Origin of the sequence: Enterococcus haemoperoxidus ATCC BAA-382, from assembly GCF_000407165.1 — a bacterium.
Classification (GTDB): Bacteria; Bacillota; Bacilli; order Lactobacillales; family Enterococcaceae; genus Enterococcus_L; species Enterococcus_L haemoperoxidus.
Window position 1 is genome coordinate 768,807 of sequence record NZ_KE136479.1, and the last position, 16,655, is coordinate 785,461.

Here is a 16,655-nt window from a genome sequence, read left to right on the forward strand (position 1 = left end):
CTTTTCTTTTGTTATCAAGATATCTTAAAATTGAATCTACTAAAGAGACAAATGATTCAATAACAGTTATGATCAAGGAAATGAAAAATGTGAAGGATCATATAAAATATATTAATTATCATTCTTTATTTCTTTATAATTTATGGAAAGCTTATAGAAAAAATTTAATAACAATTCAGCACAAGGATATTTATGATGTATCCTATTATCTAGTGGAAACAAAAGAAGTTATGTGCATTGAGGTAGAACAAAAAAATGACACAAATATATTATCCGAAAAATTTACTATTTCATTTTATGATAAATTAGATTATTAGACTTCAGAGGATGGATCATCTCCATCCTCTTTTATAACATACGCAATCTATTCCAAATCCAATTTCCTAATCTCAAACTCAGTCTCAACCTTCTCAGCCCTAACCATCTCCATCACCAATTCATCCCCCAACTCAATCAACCGATTGTAATCCTCATAAAAAGCATGGAACATCTGCGCCCGCGCATAATACTCCTTCACAATCCGTTTCTTATTAATCGGCCCAGACCGAAACTGAAAAAAATGATCCAAAATCGCCAAAGGCTCCTGCCAAGAAGCCATCTTCTCCATAAAATCCCGCAACTCAATAATATCCTGATACGTAACCGCCTTTAAATTCTGTCCTTGTTTATCCATTCTCCTGATCTCCTTCAAATAAGGCGGAGAAAAGCCGATAAGCGCCAAACGAAATCCAAGCCCAAACCCAACTTCTCCCGCCAGTTTTCTCACTGAATTTCGTGCTTCAGCAATTCTTTTTCTATATACGCATTGACGAGGCAAACCTATAACCCAGCGCTACAAATGACTTTCAAAGCCTTGCGGTATTCATAACGTTTTGTCCCAGAGTAAAACAAAAAACGATACCGAACCTGTCAATATCGTTATCAATCAGCTAAACCAAACCCACAATTCACCCCTAAATAACCATCAATCCCAAGAAATTCCCAAAACAAACTAGAATTTCAAAAGAAAATTAGGTACAATAAAGAAGCTAGTGCTTCGGTGCTAGCAAATTGGCAACTTGTATAGATTGGCTCTTAACTTTCTATGCAAGGCTTCATCGTTCGGTTGCCGCCAAACGGTGAAGTGCCTTTTTGTTTTATCCAGTTTTTCATCGATTCTTAAAACGTCCCTCCCTTCAAACGTACTCGTAGGACAGAAAAAAACGGCATTGAGCAGATGCCCAATACCGTCGACAATAGCCTAATTTCATATACACAACAACCAATCACACCCAGAAAAAGCAAAGATTCGCTAGAAATCTCACCCTATTTTAGGTACAATAAAGAAGCTAGTACATGTTGCTAGCACTATTGGCAACTTGTTTGGACTTGCTCTTAAAGTCTTAACAAGGCTTCGATCGTAAGGTTGCCGCCGAACGATTGAAGTGCCAATTTTTATTTATATGTCTTGAATCGATCAACGATTCGAATTTCTATCCTACACATTTTATTATACCGAAAGACACCACCCACCGCAACGAAATTCGGCATTTCCACCCATTAAATAACACCAAAAACAGCTTCCTTATATATAAGAAAAAATAACAAAAAAACTTTTTCCTCTTCAACCAATATTCACCCAAAAAAGCCCGAACTCCAGCTATGAGAAAAAACTAATATTCCAACCCGATATCTTTGAAATATTTATTTAGCCATACTATAGTAAAAAGATGGGAGGTAAGATATAAATGAATAAAGTGTACAAAATTTCCCTGAATTACTTAGCCGTTTTGATGTTGGTGATCGCCAACTTGTTACCCACCGCCAGTGTGTTTGCAGAAGGACTGACCAAACCAGATGAAAATATCTTCGACTCAGAATCCTTATATATCAAAGCTGACACCAAGAAAAATGAAACGAACAACAAATTAATCGACGTAAACTACGAAGTAACGAACAAAAGGGATCAACCAATCGATCACGTAGTTCTAAAACAAAAGAACCAAAATGACTCACCAGTAAAATTCGACGCAACAACCCTAAAAAGCGACGACCAATTGGTGGCGCCCGACGATCAATCGATCCAGTTTGATCAAAAAGAAAACCAAGATGAGGGGACAGAACTAACCATCACCACGATCCAACCTCATACCACCAAACATCTGACAATCAGTGCCGAGCAAACAGATGAATCAATCCATCAGTTTGCTGTTGAAATAAATCAGGCAGACGAAAAATTAGGAGACATCACCCTAACACTGCCAAAGAACGAACAAGAAACGAGCAGTACATCATTACAAGAAAAAGAAGCTGACACAGAAGTAGCAGAATCTCAATCAGAAGAGCTAACAACTGCTGCACCAGAAGACTCAGCAGCAACGACCTCAGAAGAAAACAATCAAGTCGCGCCGAGATCCCAAGCAATCGGACCAAGAATTGCGCCAACGCCAGGCCGTGGCTTTGATAAGCCAATTTATAAAAGCATCCACAAAGGGGAATTATTCTCTACAGGAAATACCAACTTAACCCCTGTAAACGAAGCGACAGCGAGCGCTTTTTTGAATACCAGAACGCCACTTAGCGGTCAAGCAATCAATAATTTTCAGTTGAAATTTGCGGATGTCGATGGCGATCCAACGACCTATAACTCAAGTAAAGCCTACATCGATTTAGATGGCGCCAAAGAAGTCGCATGGGCAGGCTTATTTTGGAGTGCATCCCGTTTTAAAGGCCCAGCTACAGCGACGAATATGACCGATGATGAAATCAGTGCTCCTGTTCAATTAACCACACCCAATGGAACAGTAACCCGTGTTGCACCACAAAGATATCATCGAATTGACCAAGATGCTACCAATCCTGGGCAAGGTTTTGGGTTTAATAATACGGGCTTTTCTAACTTTGCGGATGTGACCTCGATCCTTCAAGGAGATAAAAGTGCGACTGGTGCATACACATTAGCAGATATTCCGATGACCGATTTCCTACAAGGCAAATTTCAAAGTTTCAACTTCAGCGGTTGGAGTTTATTTATCGTGACCAAAGACCAAGCCAAACGATCCCGTACCTTCAATGTCTATTATGGCGCTAGAGGGAACAAAGCTGGAACCAACAATGAATTTGTCATGAAAGACTTTCTAACCTCTAAACAAGGAAAATTAAACCCAATCGTGACGTGGTTTACCGTTCAAGGCGATAAATTTTTCACAGGTGACAATGCCCAAATCCAAAATAGTGCAGGAACTTGGGTCAATATCAGCAATACAATCAACCCAGTCGGTAATGTTATGAACGGAACCGTTTCAGATAACGATCAACACATGGTGGATAAATATCCGGGTCAATTTAATCCTGGCTTTCCCAACTTTTTAGATATCGATGTCGATCGTTTGACCTTACCAGAAGGGATCATCACTAACAGTCAGAAACAAATCAACTTTAAAACAACCAGTAGCGGAGATGATTACTCAACCAACGCGATCGGTTTTTCAATCAATGCGGAAACACCCGAACTTGAAGTCACCAAAGAAATTATAAATCCAAAAGAAACCTATAAAATCGGGGATACCGTAACCTATCGTGTCCATCTCAAAAATACCAAAGAAAACACGGAAGCGGTCAACAGTCTTTCTAAAGACCAATTAGATAGCCGTCTAGATTATGTACCCGGCAGCTTATCCATCGTAAGTGGTCCAAATGCTGGCAATAAAACAGATGCCACAGGCGATGACCAAGGGGAATACACAGCAGCCGATCGTGCAATCACGTTTCGTGTAGGAGAGGGCGCCAACGGCACACAAGGCGGTAGCTACAAAGGAACGACCGCGGAAACAGTCTATGAATTTCAAGCAAAAATCAATGATACAGCCAAAGCAGAAGAACTGATTCCAAATAGTGCTACATTCCAAGGCGTAGATTCTGCCACAAGTACAATGATCGATAATACATCCAATGTCGTAGAGGTAAAAATCGCCCCAGAAGAACTGGTCGGCAAACTTGAAAGCTCAAAAACAGTCAACAATCAATCGCCAAAAATCGGCGACGAAATAGAATACACGATTCAATTTAAAAATACCGTACCAAAGGGTATTTTAAATCAAGTGACCGTGACCGATACTTTACCAAAAGGGCTAACTTATATCGAAAACAGTGTCACAAGCACAGGGCCTGATCCAAAACCAACCACATTAACGGTTGTAAATGGTCAAGTAACCGCTGAATACCCAAAAATCGCCGATACCGAAACACGCACCATTTCCTTTAAAGTTCGTGTCAATGAAGAAGCAGTAGTCGGACAACCGATCATCAATAAAGCAACGATCGATGATCACACAAATCCGCCCGATGAACCAGAAGTCCCAGTGACACCAATAAAAACACCGGGAGAATTAGAAAGTACCAAATCCGTCAACAATCAATCACCGAAAGTTGGGGATGAAGTCGAATATCGTTTGTCTTTTCGTAATAAAATTCCGAATGGTGTCTTAAATCAAGTCACAGTGACGGATACTTTACCAAAAGGCATGACCTATGTAGACGGCAGTTTAACCAGCGAAGGCGCTGACCCGCAACCGACAAGTCTAACCATGACTGACGGAAAAGTCGTTGCAGAGTACCAAAAAATTCAAGATACAACAGTACGAACCATTGTCTTTAAAGTCAAAGTCAATGAAGAAGCTATTGTTGGGCAAAAAATCGTAAACAAGATAACTGTAGATGATCATGTCAATCCGCCCGATGAACCAGAAATTCCAGTAACACCTGTTGAAACACCTGGACGATTAGATGTCACCAAATCCGTCAATGATCAAGCACCAAAAATCGGGGACGAAGTCGAATACCGGATTACCTTCAGAAATAAAATCACGAACGGTGTTTTAAACCAAGTTACCGTAACGGATACTTTGCCAAAAGGCGTAACCTATGTAGAAGGTAGCTTGACCAGTGAAGGAGACGATCCAAAGCCAACAAGCTTAACCATGGAAAATGGTCAATTGACTGCTGAATACGGTATGATCAATGACACTAAAGTCCGTTCGATCATTTTCAAAGTCAAGGTCAACGATGAAGCAAAAATTGGCGAAGCAATCGTCAATAAAGCGAAAATCGATGATCACACCAATCCGCCAGATGAACCAGAAGTGCCGATCGTGCCAGTCATCACACCAGGCGAGTTGGAAAGTAGCAAATCAGTGAATAATCAAGCACCGAAAATCGGTGACGAAATCGAGTATCGCATCACATTCCGTAATAAAATCACAAACGGTGTCCTAAACCAAGTCACCGTGACCGACACCTTACCAAAAGGCTTAACCTATGTAGACGGAAGTTTGACCAGTGAAGGCGCTGATCCACAACCTACAAGCTTAACGATGGAAAATGGCCAACTTGTCGCTGAATATCCTGAAATCAAGGATACAACCATACGAACGATTAGTTTCAAAGTCACCGTAAATGCGGAAGCGGTAGTCGGACAACCAATCGTCAATAAAGCGAAAATCGATGATCATACCAATCCGCCCGACGAACCAGAAGTGCCCGTCACACCCGTTGTAACACCGGGACAATTAGACGTAACGAAATCAGTCAATCATCAAGCACCAAAAATCGGAGATGAAATCGAATACCGTATTAGTTTCCGTAATAAAGTCACAAATGGTGTGATCAATCAAGTCACTGTGACCGACACCTTACCAAAAGGGTTGACCTATGTAGAAGGCAGTCTAACAAGTGAAGGCGCTAATCCGAAGCCAACGAGTTTGATCATGGAAAATGGCAAAATGACCGCTGAATACCCAAAAATCGACGACAATACCGTCCGCTCTGTTGTGTTCAAAGTCCGCGTGAACGAAGAAGCGATAGTCGGACAACCAATCGTCAATCAAGCGATCATCGATGATCACACCAATCCACCAGATGAACCAGAAGTGCCCGTCACACCAGTCGAAACGCCCGGTGAATTAGAAAGCACTAAATCGGTAAATAACCAATCACCGAAAATTGGGGACGAAGTGGAATATCGCTTGTCTTTCCGTAATAAAATTACCAATGGCGTCTTAAACCAAGTGACGGTTACAGATAATTTACCAAAAGGCATGACCTATGTAGAAGGCAGCTTAACTAGCGAAGGTGCTGATCCGCAGCCAACAAGTTTAACGATGGCGAATGGTAAAGTCGTTGCGGAATACCCGAAAATCCAAGACACAACAGTACGAACGATTGTCTTTAAAGTCAAAGTCAACGAAGAAGCCATTGTTGGGCAAAAAATCGTGAATAAGATCACCGTTGACGATCATGTCAATCCGCCCGATGAGCCTGAAATCCCAGTTGTCCCAGTCGAAACACCTGGACAATTGGACGTGACAAAATCAGTAAATGATCAAGCACCAAAAATCGGGGATGAAATCGAATACCGCATTACCTTCCGTAACAACGTCACAAATGGTGTCTTAAACCAAGTCACCGTGACCGACACGCTACCAAAAGGCGTAACATACGTAGAAGGCAGTGTGACAAGCGAAGGTGATGAACCCAAACCGACAAGTTTAACGGTGGAAAAGGGCAAACTAATCGCTGAATATCCAAAAATCAGTGATAACAAATCCCGTTCGATTGTCTTTAAAGTCAAAGTAAACGAAGAAGCAAAAGTCGGTGAACCAATCGTAAACAAAGCCAAAATCGACGATCACACCAATCCACCGAACGAACCAGAAGTACCTGTAACACCAGTCGAAACACCAGGAGAACTAGAAAGTACGAAAACGGTGAACAATCAATCACCGAAAATCGGGGATGAAATCGAATATCGAATTCGTTTCAACAATAAAATCCCAAATGGTGTCCTAAACCAAGTTACGGTAACGGATACTCTACCAAAAGGAGTAACGTATGTAGAAGGTAGCTTAACCAGTGAAGGTGATGATCCAAAACCAACAAGCTTAACCATGGAAAATGGTCAGTTGGTTGCAGAATACCCGAAAATCACCGACACTAACATTCGTTCAATCGTATTCAAAGTGACTGTCAACGAAGAAGCTGTTATCGGACAGCCAATCATCAATAAAGCCAAAATCGATGATCACACGAATCCGCCAGATGAACCAGAAGTCCCAGTGACACCAGTCGAAACACCGGGGGAATTAGAAAGTACGAAAACAGTCAATAACCAAGCACCGAAAATCGGGGATGAAATTGAATATCGAATCAATTTCAATAACAAAATAGCAAAAGGTGTTTTAAACCAAGTCACCGTCACCGATGTATTACCAAAAGGCGTAACGTATGTGGAAGGTAGTTTAACCAGTGAGGGCGCTGATCCTAAACCGACAAGCTTAACCATGACAAATGGCAAACTATTCGCAGAATACCCAAAAATCAGCGACACCAAAACCCGTTCCATCGTGTTCAAAGTGACCGTCAACGAAGAAGCAGTAGTTGGTCAACCCATCATCAACAAAGCCAAAATCGATGACCACACGAATCTACCCGATGAGCCAGAAGTGCCAGTGACGCCAGTAGAAACACCGGGGGAATTAGAAAGTACGAAAACAGTCAATAACCAAGCACCGAAAATCGGCGAAGAAATCGAATATCGTATCACCTTCCGTAACAAAATCACTAATGGTATCTTAAACCAAGTCACCGTCACGGATACCCTACCAAAGGGCGTAACCTATGTAGAAAACAGTGTGAAAAGTGAGGGCGATGAGCCAAAACCGACAAGCTTAACGGTAAAAAACGGTAAACTAACTGCTGAATACCCAACAATCAGCGATACCAAAACCCGTTCTATCGTGTTCAAAGTGACGGTTAACGAAGAAGCAGTGGTTGGTCAACCGATCATCAATAAAGCAAAAATCGATGATCACACGAATCCGCCCGATGAACCAGAAGTACCCGTGACACCAGAACAACCGCTAGGGAAACTAGAAAGCGAGAAAACAGTCAATAAAAAGACCGTTAAAATCGGTGAAGAGATTGAATACCGCATCAGTTTCCGCAATACAGTAAAAAATGGTCTCTTGAATCAAGTCACAGTCACAGACAATCTACCAAAAGGGTTGACCTATGTAGAAAATAGTGCGAAAAGTGAAGGGGACGATCCGAAACCAACAAGCTTAACGGTAAAAAATGGAAAAGTAGTCGCCGAATACCCAAGAATCAGCGACACGAAAACTCGTTCCATCGTATTCAAAGTCAAAATTAACAAAGAAGCCGTTCCAGGCCAACAAATCAAAAACATAGCGGTAGTGGATGACCACATCAATCCGCCAGATAAACCCGAGGTACCTGTAATACCTGAAAAAGAAGATCCAGGAAAACCTAATCTTCCAGAGGCAGGAGAAGCATTATCAAATTCAGCCGTATTTATTGGGTTTGCGATGTTAGCGACAGTAATATTGGTAAATCTGGAACAAAGGAAAAAGGATAAAAATTAACCAATATCATTAATCTGATGAGAAGGAACAGGGAAGAACTTACTTTTAAGTTTTTTCCTGTTTTTTTGAGTAAAATTAAAATAGCTTTTTCTTAAATGAGCGAATATGTCAACAAATTCATCCTTTTTCAACCTACTCAAAAATGATACGATAAAAGAGGTACAAATAAAGAATAAAGGAGAAAAGAAATGGAGTTGGGAAGGTTATATTCCGATGCATATCGCAGAGGAATCATGTTGGGTGTGTTCTTTTTATTACCTGTAATCCTATGTTTTGGGTTGATTATTTTTACTGATGTCGATCGACTCGGCCTGCAAATGGGGTTAATAGGTGGAACGATTTTTGCTGTATTATCGATTTTTCAATTTATCTTTAGAAAAGATGGGTTGTATTTGTATGAGAATGGCTTAGAGCTGGTTCATTTTAATCGAAAGAAAGTATTAATGTACGAAGATATACGCTATTTTACAATTACAAGTAACTGGAATCTAGCTGGGATCAGTACAAGTTTTATCTCATTTCGTAAGTCACCCCATATCGTGATTCGTTTAAAGAATGAAAAAATGATCAAAGTCTTTTTTGAAGTGAATCAGTTTGCAGCAAGTGAGTTGGCAAACAAAGTAACCTATGTTAAATCATAGTATTTCTAAGAACTTGTCAGATTTATGGACAAGTTCTTTTAGTTTAATCTAAGATACTTGATGAAATGGAGCGTTTATATTTTGAAAAATAGTAATTGCAAGTCTCAGATTTGCAATTTTTTTTCGTCTAAAAGAAAAATTTGATAACTATAAGACACATTAATGTGGCAAAATGATGTTAAGGAGTTTAGGGAGACGAAAATGTAAAAATAGGGGAAAGGGGGTTGAAATATGTCGGAAACCAAAAGCAGCCTAACTGTGGCAGGAGTTATTTCAGCGCGGTTTAATCATACTGTCCGTGGTTTTTCTTCCGTGAATAAAACGACATGTGAAGCTGAACACACCACCTTAAGTGGAAATAATAATGCCCAAAATAGCTTAACAAGTATTCATAGTCGAGGGCAGCGTATAGCAAATGCGATTACTCGTGACGGTAATCATATTCATTCAAAAGCACAAGAATTCAGTTTGATCGATCAAACAATCAAACAACCTTTTGACTTACAACGATTTTCTTCATCTCTTGGAGGTGGCAGAAGCTGATGAGTATAAAAGAAAAAGAACTAAAAATTAATCAGCAGTTACGACAGGTGAATCTTGAGCAAGAAGAAAAATGCCAAGAGATTCAGGAATTAGAAGAGTTGGAAGCAGATTATTTTTCGATTCATCAACAGGAACAACAATATTACCAAGCTTTGATTTTTAACAATGAAGGCTCGCAATATACAGGTCATTTTATAAAATTAGATGATGAGGCTAATCGCATACATCAATATGAGCGCCAACGTTTAGAAGATATAGCAGAACGTTTGGTAAGTGAGGAAGTGCAATTAAGAGACAAAGAAGAAGAATTATACATTCAAAGAGCACAGCTGTTTTCTGATATAGAAAGAGTGGAGGATGACCGCTATGGGCATTGATTTTTACATAGATGAAGTAAATGGACAAAGTGCTGCTGCAAAACAAATGGCAAATGAATACATTCAATTTTGCGGAACATTGAAGAATAGTGTCGATGCATTTATGAATGCACCACTTTCTAGTAAAACGTATGATTCAGCGAAAGTCTATTTCTCAGCAGTCTATCCGATATTAGCAAATGGGTTTATACTGGCCTGTGAGGCATTAATTGAAGCGCACAGTAAATTTCCCAAAGAGTTTCAGTCCTCGGTAGACACGTGTGATGTGATCGAAGAACAATTAAAAGCAGAGCTTGCACAAGGGCAGGCTATACTGCAAAATATGGTACGTACGATGGACAAAGAAAAAGTACCTAATCCACGGATGAAACAACGGTATCTAGGCGTGCAAAGTTCGATTCAAAAGAACAAAGAAAAACTGCAGAAGTTGTATGAATTCAATACAACCTCCCAAAATTTGTTTTCAGAATTCGAAGCACAGCTGGCAAATTTAGATGCTGGACTAGCAGAAGTTGAAAAAGGCGCAGCATGGAATCCTGTTTCAGGAACATTTGATTTGTCGAGGATGAATTTATCTTGGATAAAGCCGATAGGAAATGAGTGGGATAAACGACAGAAGAAAATTGAAGCAAAAGCTAGAGTATCTGAACAAATACATCAAAAAATAGACTATCAATTTAATGAAGTAGACAATCTAATTGGTGTGATTGTGAATGGAGAATTTGACCTCGCGAAAGCGCACGAAGTATAAAAAATGATTGAAGCTCATGACATTGGTTGTTTAAGAGGATTTGGTTCAGAATGTTTAGATCAATGGAATATTAATGAGGGAAAATCTATTGTAGATGATTTATTTGGCTAAGCAGTATTTGTTATTGATTCAAAATAAAAAGCATGTAAAGGAGACTTTTGTCAGTCTTTCTACATGCTTTTTCACTATCATTACAATTTTTGTGTGGCATTTTTTTTCACTAAGCGCAATAATACAGAAGCGACACCAACCGTGGCAACAGCTGCAACGATTGCTTCCACAACGCCACTGGTAAAAATTACGGTCAAAATACCTGTATAAATCGCGGTACCGCTTGCGCCAATGCTTTGTGCATAAGAATCTTTAAATAGAAAATAAATCAAGTTCATCACGAGGATCGTATTTGTAACGGAACCAAGAAAACCTGCAATAAACAAACTAACAGGTTGTGAACTAGGTTTATTTTTTGTCAGTTTTTTTAAACCTATAAAAACAAAATAAGGCACAATACCGATTAAAATTCGTGGAACTAGAGCAACAATAATTGCTTTCCAACTCCCTTGATCAGTTCCGATTACAGGAATAAACGGAGAGAAAACAAAGGACAGTGGCGACAAAACAATCGTGCTGCGGATCATACTGATGATACCAAAGACGCCGCCTAAAAACGCACCGATTCTTGGGCCTAAGACAATGGATGCGATAATCACTGGAATGTGCATGGTTGTCGCATTGATCGGTCCGATTGGAATAAATCCTAAAAAAGGAACTGCAGATAGTAGAATTAGAATCGCTAAAAACATAGCAGTTAATGTAAAGGTTTTAGTATTTTTCATAAATGACTCCTCAAAATTATTTCGCTAAAATGTCATTGATCTTAGCGACAATCTCCTCAACTGTTGCAAGGGCACCGCGCCCAAAATCACCACAAGCTAATAAGGCTTCCCGTGGATCGATTTCATGATACCCAACTTCTTTGAGTGTTGTTAAATTTCGTTGCGTGATAGGATTTTGATACATATACGTATTCATTGCAGGAGCGATAAATTTAGGTACTTCTTCTTTTAACGCTAACGCAACAGTAGAAAGCATATCATCTGCAATACCATTAGCTAATTTGGCTATAATATTAGCAGAAGCTGGAGCGACTAAGAAAAGATCGGCCTTTTTTGCTAATTCGATATGGTTGATCTTATCAGGTGTTATTTCTTCCATGACATCTGTATGAACAGGATTTTTAGATAAAGACTGCAGTGTCAATGGGGTGATAAATTTCGTGCTGTTAGTCGTCATGATTACATCGACATTGTAGCCTAATTTTGTGAATTGACTGGTAATATCTGCGGCTTTATATGCCGATATACTGCCGGAAATCCCCAATAAGATTGTTTTCATCATTGCATCCTCCATTTTTCTTCAACTTTAGAAACGATTAGTTGAGCGATCTCATTTTTTGTCTGAGCTGTCTCAGTTTGCCCTTGTGTATCGATCAAGATTCCTTGATGTTGGTCGCCTTTAATCTTCTCAAGATCATTAGCTAGTACAAAGTCACAGTTGTTTTTCGCTAAGATTGTCTGACCAACTTGAATTAATTCTTCTGTGGAAACGCCAACTAACAATTTGAATCCTACAAGCACTGCTTGGGGTTGTTTTTCTCTAAGCATTGCAATTATTTTAGGGTTTTTCTTCAAAAAAAGCAAGAGGCGATCTGTTCCAGAAGGAATTTTCTTTTCTTGTTGAATCGTTTTGCCAATTTCATCTAAACTAAGGTAAAGAGCCTCTGTCAATTTGGTTAGATCGGATAAGGCATCATCTTTTGTTAATGTAGTTGCAAGTTTTTCAATAAAAGTTTCTTCTGACAATGTTGTTTCAGTAGTAAAATCACTAACAGCCATGCTATGAATGATTCCATCAAATGTTTGGTGCTCAAACTGATCGAGTAATGCTGATTCTAATTCTTTTGTTGTTTCAATTTCAATAAGGGTCAAATTTGTTTCATTAGTAGGTCGGACTGCTCGAGGAGTGGTTACGTATGTTACGAAATGGCCTTTTGCTAAAAAGGTTTCGCCAATTATTTTTCCAAGACGTCCAGTCGAATGATTGGTTATAGAACGTACATTATCGATTTTTTCTGACGTTCCTCCTGCTGTGATTAAAATATTCATTTATCGTTACTCCTTTAGTTCATTTTGATGATTGTTCGTCCACTATGGGTGCCGGCTTGCAGCTGTTCTAAAGTTTGAGGCAGTTCATCTATCGTTATTTCATTTACTAGTTCATGATGGCTTACATTCAAATCAGTTGCTAGACGTTGCCAAATAGCTAAACGTTGGGGCATTGGAACATTGACTGAATCGATGCCTAATAGATTGGTCCCTCTTAAAATAAAGGGTAAAACCGTTGTGTTTAACTTGATTCCAGCAGCATTTCCACAGATAGCAATACTTCCGCCATAGCTAAGTTGAGCTAACAAGACGCTTGTTACTTCACCTCCAACAGTGTCGATGACAAAATCCACAGTTTGTCTTGCTAATGGCTTGATTTTTTCAGGCATGAATTCTTCTAATAAAAGCACTTCAGATGCGCCAATTTTTTTCAAAGGCGCAATTGCTGCTTTTTTCCGACTCAACGCTACGATATTTTTATAACCAAGTTGTTTTAACATGGCAATTGCTAAACTTCCAACACCGCCAGATGCGCCTGTAACTAAAATTTTTGCTTCTTTATTTTGAGCGAGTCCATTATTTTCTAACGCCTGAACAGACAATGCAGCGGTGAAACCAGCTGTTCCAAAAATCATAGCGTCTTTTAAGCTTAATTCGTTTGGTAGAGGAACGATCCAATCTCCAGATACTTGAGCGATTTCAGAGAAGCCACCAGTATGAGTTACGCCTAAACCATAACCTGTTACTAAAACATTTTGGCCTTCTTTAAAACGCTCATCTTGGGATGACAAAATAGTCCCACTTAAATCAATTCCAGGAATCATGGGATAATCACGAATGACACCCCCATTTTCTTTTACCGCGAGTGAATCTTTATAATTAACCGAAGAGTAGGCAACTTTGACCAATACCTCTCCTTCAGATAAATCAGTAAGTGCTATTTTTTCTACTGCACTAGTGATCGTTTCAGCTTCTTTTTTTACACGAAATCCCCAAAACATATCCATAAATATCCTCCTTTGTCATGTACGTCACAACGTTCCTTGTGATTATACTTTTTAGCATGCTTCAAAGTACAATTTGAACGAAGACAAACAACTTTTCTTTTATTGCTACTATCATAACATATTCTCTTTTTATCTTTAGCAAATTCTTCTTGAAGAACTCTTCTTAATAGAAGAAAAATGGGGTAGAATAGAAGATGAGATTTTTTATTGGACAATAAGAAAAAAATTAGTCATGTTTTTGCTAAAAGTGAAAGGAATTCAGTTTGTTGAAATTTAAGATTGGTATGCGAACATTTAAAACGGGGTTAAGTGTCTTTTTTTGTATTCTGGTGAGTATTCTATTAAAGCGGGAAACTTATGTAGTGGCAGCGATTACAACGGTTTTTACACTGCGAGAAGATATGGAGAATACGCTAAAATATGGCAAGCATCGAATCATAGGAAACGTGATGGGGGCAATTATGTCGATTGCAGTAATTGCTGTATTTAACTGGTTAGGCAGAACAGAGCTTGTCCAGTTGATTTTTATTCCAGTTATCATTACGTTGATGATTGCACTACTTGCGAGTCTTGGGTACCATGAAGGAACAGTCGGCGCCTGTGCAACCTTGTTAACGATCGTATTTATGATTCCAGCGGATCAGTCTTACGGCTATGCATTTGCCAGAGTGGTTGACAGTTTTATCGGCATGGGGATTGCGCTGTTGGTAAATTATTTCATCCCGTTGAAGCTCAGTAAAAGAAGAATGATACGATCTATAGAAAATAAAGAAGTGTCTGAATAACAGATGCTTTTTTATTTTGTCAAAATACGTCAATCAATGCTAGTATAAAAGTATGAGATAAATATAAAAAAATCAAACTTTATTACTAAAATTTGTTGCTATTTTTTGAAAAATTCGTATACTAGAAAAGGTAAAATTAAACTTTTAGTTTAGTATGAGCAAACTTTTATGTGTTTTTAATAGATTGAAATGGGGTGGTCAAATGGAAATTGGTGAGAAGCTGCGGAACTTACGTGTACAAAAAAACTTAACACAAGAAGAATTAGGTGAACGAACAGATTTAACAAAAGGGTATATTTCTCAGTTGGAACGTGATTTAAGCTCGCCTTCAATGGAGACATTTTTTAATATTTTAGAAGTATTAGGCATCACGCCAGAACAATTTTTTAGTGAGCGGACGCTAGCTCAAAAAATTGTATATAAAGAGGAAGACAGTACACTTTATTATGATGAAGAGAATGGTTATGAACTAAAATGGCTGATTCCGGAATCAAACGAAAAAGAGATGGAACCGATTGTTTTGACATTTGACAAGAATGGTCAGTATAAGACATTTGAACCCTCATTATCTGAAACGTTTATCTATGTGATCGACGGTTCTGTTTCATTGATATTAGGGGAAACAACGTACACTGCTAAGAAAGGCGAAGCAATGTACTATCAAGCGAAGGAACGTCATCAGTTGATCAACCATTCAAAAGGAAAAAGTCGGATATTGATCGTTGCTACGGAGTCCTATTTATAGCATTTAATTTTTTAGACTTGGCTTTCGGAAAAAAGAGAAAATCAGATTGTGGCTAAAAGGACCACCCTCGTATTTTACTATTTTTCATTCAAGGCAAAACGAGTCCATTACATTTTTAAAACGGAGGTATCAGCGGGTGAAGAAAAATATTATTACGTTTGATAACGTTGTAAAACAATATGATGATGAAAAAGTTCTAAAAAACGTTAGTTTTGAAATTGAACAAGGAAAATTTTATACATTGCTAGGACCTTCTGGTTGCGGGAAAACAACGATTTTACGGATTTTAGCTGGTTTTGTAGATGCGACGGAAGGGGATATTTATTTTGATGGACAAAGAATCAATGATATTCCAGCCAATAAACGTCAAGTGAATACTGTCTTTCAAGATTATGCTTTGTTTCCTCATATGAATGTGTTTGATAATGTAGCATTTGGGTTAAAAATCAAAAAGATACAGAAGAAAGAAATTGAAAAGAAAGTGAAAGATGCTTTGCGGATGGTTCAGTTACCAGGTTATGAAACGCGTGAAATCAGTGAGATGTCTGGTGGTCAGCGCCAACGTGTAGCGATTGCCCGCGCCATCGTCAATGAACCCAAAGTCTTGCTTCTAGATGAGCCTTTATCTGCATTGGATTTGAAGTTGCGGACAGATATGCAATATGAATTACGTGAATTGCAGCAACGTTTAGGAATTACGTTTATTTTTGTTACACATGATCAAGAAGAAGCTTTGGCAATGAGTGATGAAATTTTTGTCATGAACAAAGGACACATCGTGCAAAGTGGTACGCCTGTAGATATTTATGATGAACCAATCAATCATTTCGTGGCAGATTTTGTGGGAGAAAGCAATATTGTCAACGGCACAATGATCGAAGATAATTTAGTTGAATTTGTCGGCAAACGTTTTGAATGTGTGGATGGCGGGATGCGCCAAGCAGAACCAGTTGAGATAATGTTACGTCCGGAAGACCTGACGATCACGACAGCAGACAAAGGAAAATTAGTTGTAACTGTCGATACGCAATTATTCCGTGGGGTTCACTATGAAATCATCTGTCATGATGAAGATCACAATGAGTGGATGGTCCATTCAACTAGAAAAGCAACAGAAGGTGCTAAAGTGGGCCTCTTTTTTGAACCAGAAGATATCCATGTTATGCGTTTCAATGAGTCAGAGGAAGATTTTGATGCTCGTTTAGAAAGCTACGAAGAATAGGA

General features: G+C 38.9%; 13 protein-coding genes. 8 read left to right on the forward strand and 5 right to left on the reverse strand.

All coding sequences use genetic code 11. The features are described 5' to 3' along the window. Positions 1–364 precede the first annotated feature (364 nt). A complete protein-coding gene (locus I583_RS03685) occupies positions 365–766 on the reverse strand; it encodes a hypothetical protein (RefSeq protein ID WP_244264861.1) in 402 nt (133 codons plus the stop codon). Between the two features lie 961 nt (positions 767–1,727). Here I583_RS03685 and I583_RS03690 point away from each other — a divergent pair. The 5 genes from I583_RS03690 to I583_RS03710 all read left to right on the forward strand — a co-directional run bounded on the left by I583_RS03690 (position 1,728) and on the right by I583_RS03710 (position 10,729). Next, on the forward strand, positions 1,728–8,417 hold the full coding sequence (locus tag I583_RS03690; RefSeq protein WP_010763222.1) for an isopeptide-forming domain-containing fimbrial protein: 6,690 nt from the start codon (positions 1,728–1,730) through the stop codon (positions 8,415–8,417). Positions 8,418–8,605: 188 nt separating this feature from the next. Beyond that, positions 8,606–9,058: a hypothetical protein gene (locus I583_RS03695; RefSeq protein ID WP_010763223.1), complete on the forward strand. Its 453-nt coding sequence runs from the start codon at positions 8,606–8,608 to the stop codon at positions 9,056–9,058. Positions 9,059–9,289: 231 nt separating this feature from the next. Next, entirely contained in the window at positions 9,290–9,601 is a 312-nt protein-coding gene (locus I583_RS03700) for a TIGR04197 family type VII secretion effector (protein WP_010763224.1), read from the forward strand. Continuing rightward, a complete protein-coding gene (locus tag I583_RS03705) occupies positions 9,601–9,978 on the forward strand; it encodes a DUF3958 family protein (protein ID WP_010763225.1) in 378 nt (125 codons plus the stop codon). The genes I583_RS03700 and I583_RS03705 overlap by 1 nt, the downstream gene beginning before the upstream one ends. Continuing rightward, on the forward strand, positions 9,968–10,729 hold the full coding sequence (locus I583_RS03710) for a T7SS effector LXG polymorphic toxin (RefSeq protein WP_010763226.1): 762 nt from the start codon (positions 9,968–9,970) through the stop codon (positions 10,727–10,729). The genes I583_RS03705 and I583_RS03710 overlap by 11 nt, the downstream gene beginning before the upstream one ends. A 191-nt stretch (positions 10,730–10,920) precedes the next feature. Here the strand turns inward: I583_RS03710 and I583_RS03715 are convergent, their stop codons facing one another. The 4 genes from I583_RS03715 to I583_RS03730 are packed head-to-tail and all read right to left on the reverse strand — an operon-like array spanning position 10,921 to position 13,901. Further along, a complete protein-coding gene (locus I583_RS03715; RefSeq protein ID WP_010763227.1) occupies positions 10,921–11,565 on the reverse strand; it encodes an ECF transporter S component in 645 nt (214 codons plus the stop codon). A gap of 16 nt (positions 11,566–11,581) precedes the next feature. Further along, a complete protein-coding gene (gene coaC / locus I583_RS03720) occupies positions 11,582–12,124 on the reverse strand; it encodes a phosphopantothenoylcysteine decarboxylase (RefSeq protein WP_034682632.1) in 543 nt (180 codons plus the stop codon). After that, entirely contained in the window at positions 12,124–12,894 is a 771-nt protein-coding gene (gene coaB, locus I583_RS03725) for a phosphopantothenate--cysteine ligase (protein WP_010763229.1), read from the reverse strand. The genes coaC and coaB overlap by 1 nt, the downstream gene beginning before the upstream one ends. Before the next feature lie 14 nt (positions 12,895–12,908). Further along, on the reverse strand, positions 12,909–13,901 hold the full coding sequence (locus I583_RS03730) for an oxidoreductase (protein WP_010763230.1): 993 nt from the start codon (positions 13,899–13,901) through the stop codon (positions 12,909–12,911). Between the two features lie 266 nt (positions 13,902–14,167). On the opposite strand from I583_RS03730, the gene I583_RS03735 reads away from it, so the two are divergent. The 3 genes from I583_RS03735 (at position 14,168) to I583_RS03745 (ending at position 16,653) form a co-directional block, all read left to right on the forward strand. Next, positions 14,168–14,686 (forward strand): FUSC family protein, encoded by a 519-nt coding sequence (locus I583_RS03735; protein ID WP_010763231.1) that lies wholly within the window; start codon positions 14,168–14,170, stop codon positions 14,684–14,686. Positions 14,687–14,888: 202 nt separating this feature from the next. Next, complete coding sequence (locus I583_RS03740; RefSeq protein ID WP_010763232.1) at positions 14,889–15,431, forward strand: helix-turn-helix domain-containing protein; 543 nt, start codon at positions 14,889–14,891, stop codon at positions 15,429–15,431. 136 nt (positions 15,432–15,567) lie between these two features. Next, positions 15,568–16,653 carry an ABC transporter ATP-binding protein gene (locus I583_RS03745; protein ID WP_010763233.1) on the forward strand — a complete coding sequence of 362 codons (1,086 nt, stop codon included), beginning with the start codon at positions 15,568–15,570 and terminating at the stop codon, positions 16,651–16,653. The last annotated feature ends 2 nt before the right edge of the window (positions 16,654–16,655 follow it).

Excerpts from the sequence above, each read along its gene's own strand:
- I583_RS03690 (WP_010763222.1), top strand. The coding sequence starts at position 1,728 with ATGAATAAAGTGTACAAAATTTCCCTGAATTACTTAGCCGTTTTGATG.
- I583_RS03695 (WP_010763223.1), top strand. The coding sequence starts at position 8,606 with ATGGAGTTGGGAAGGTTATATTCCGATGCATATCGCAGAGGAATCATG.
- I583_RS03700 (WP_010763224.1), top strand. The coding sequence starts at position 9,290 with ATGTCGGAAACCAAAAGCAGCCTAACTGTGGCAGGAGTTATTTCAGCG.
- I583_RS03705 (WP_010763225.1), top strand. The coding sequence starts at position 9,601 with ATGAGTATAAAAGAAAAAGAACTAAAAATTAATCAGCAGTTACGACAG.
- I583_RS03710 (WP_010763226.1), top strand. The coding sequence starts at position 9,968 with ATGGGCATTGATTTTTACATAGATGAAGTAAATGGACAAAGTGCTGCT.
- I583_RS03715 (WP_010763227.1), bottom strand. The coding sequence starts at position 11,565 with ATGAAAAATACTAAAACCTTTACATTAACTGCTATGTTTTTAGCGATT.
- coaC (WP_034682632.1), bottom strand. The coding sequence starts at position 12,124 with ATGAAAACAATCTTATTGGGGATTTCCGGCAGTATATCGGCATATAAA.
- coaB (WP_010763229.1), bottom strand. The coding sequence starts at position 12,894 with ATGAATATTTTAATCACAGCAGGAGGAACGTCAGAAAAAATCGATAAT.
- I583_RS03730 (WP_010763230.1), bottom strand. The coding sequence starts at position 13,901 with ATGGATATGTTTTGGGGATTTCGTGTAAAAAAAGAAGCTGAAACGATC.
- I583_RS03740 (WP_010763232.1), top strand. The coding sequence starts at position 14,889 with ATGGAAATTGGTGAGAAGCTGCGGAACTTACGTGTACAAAAAAACTTA.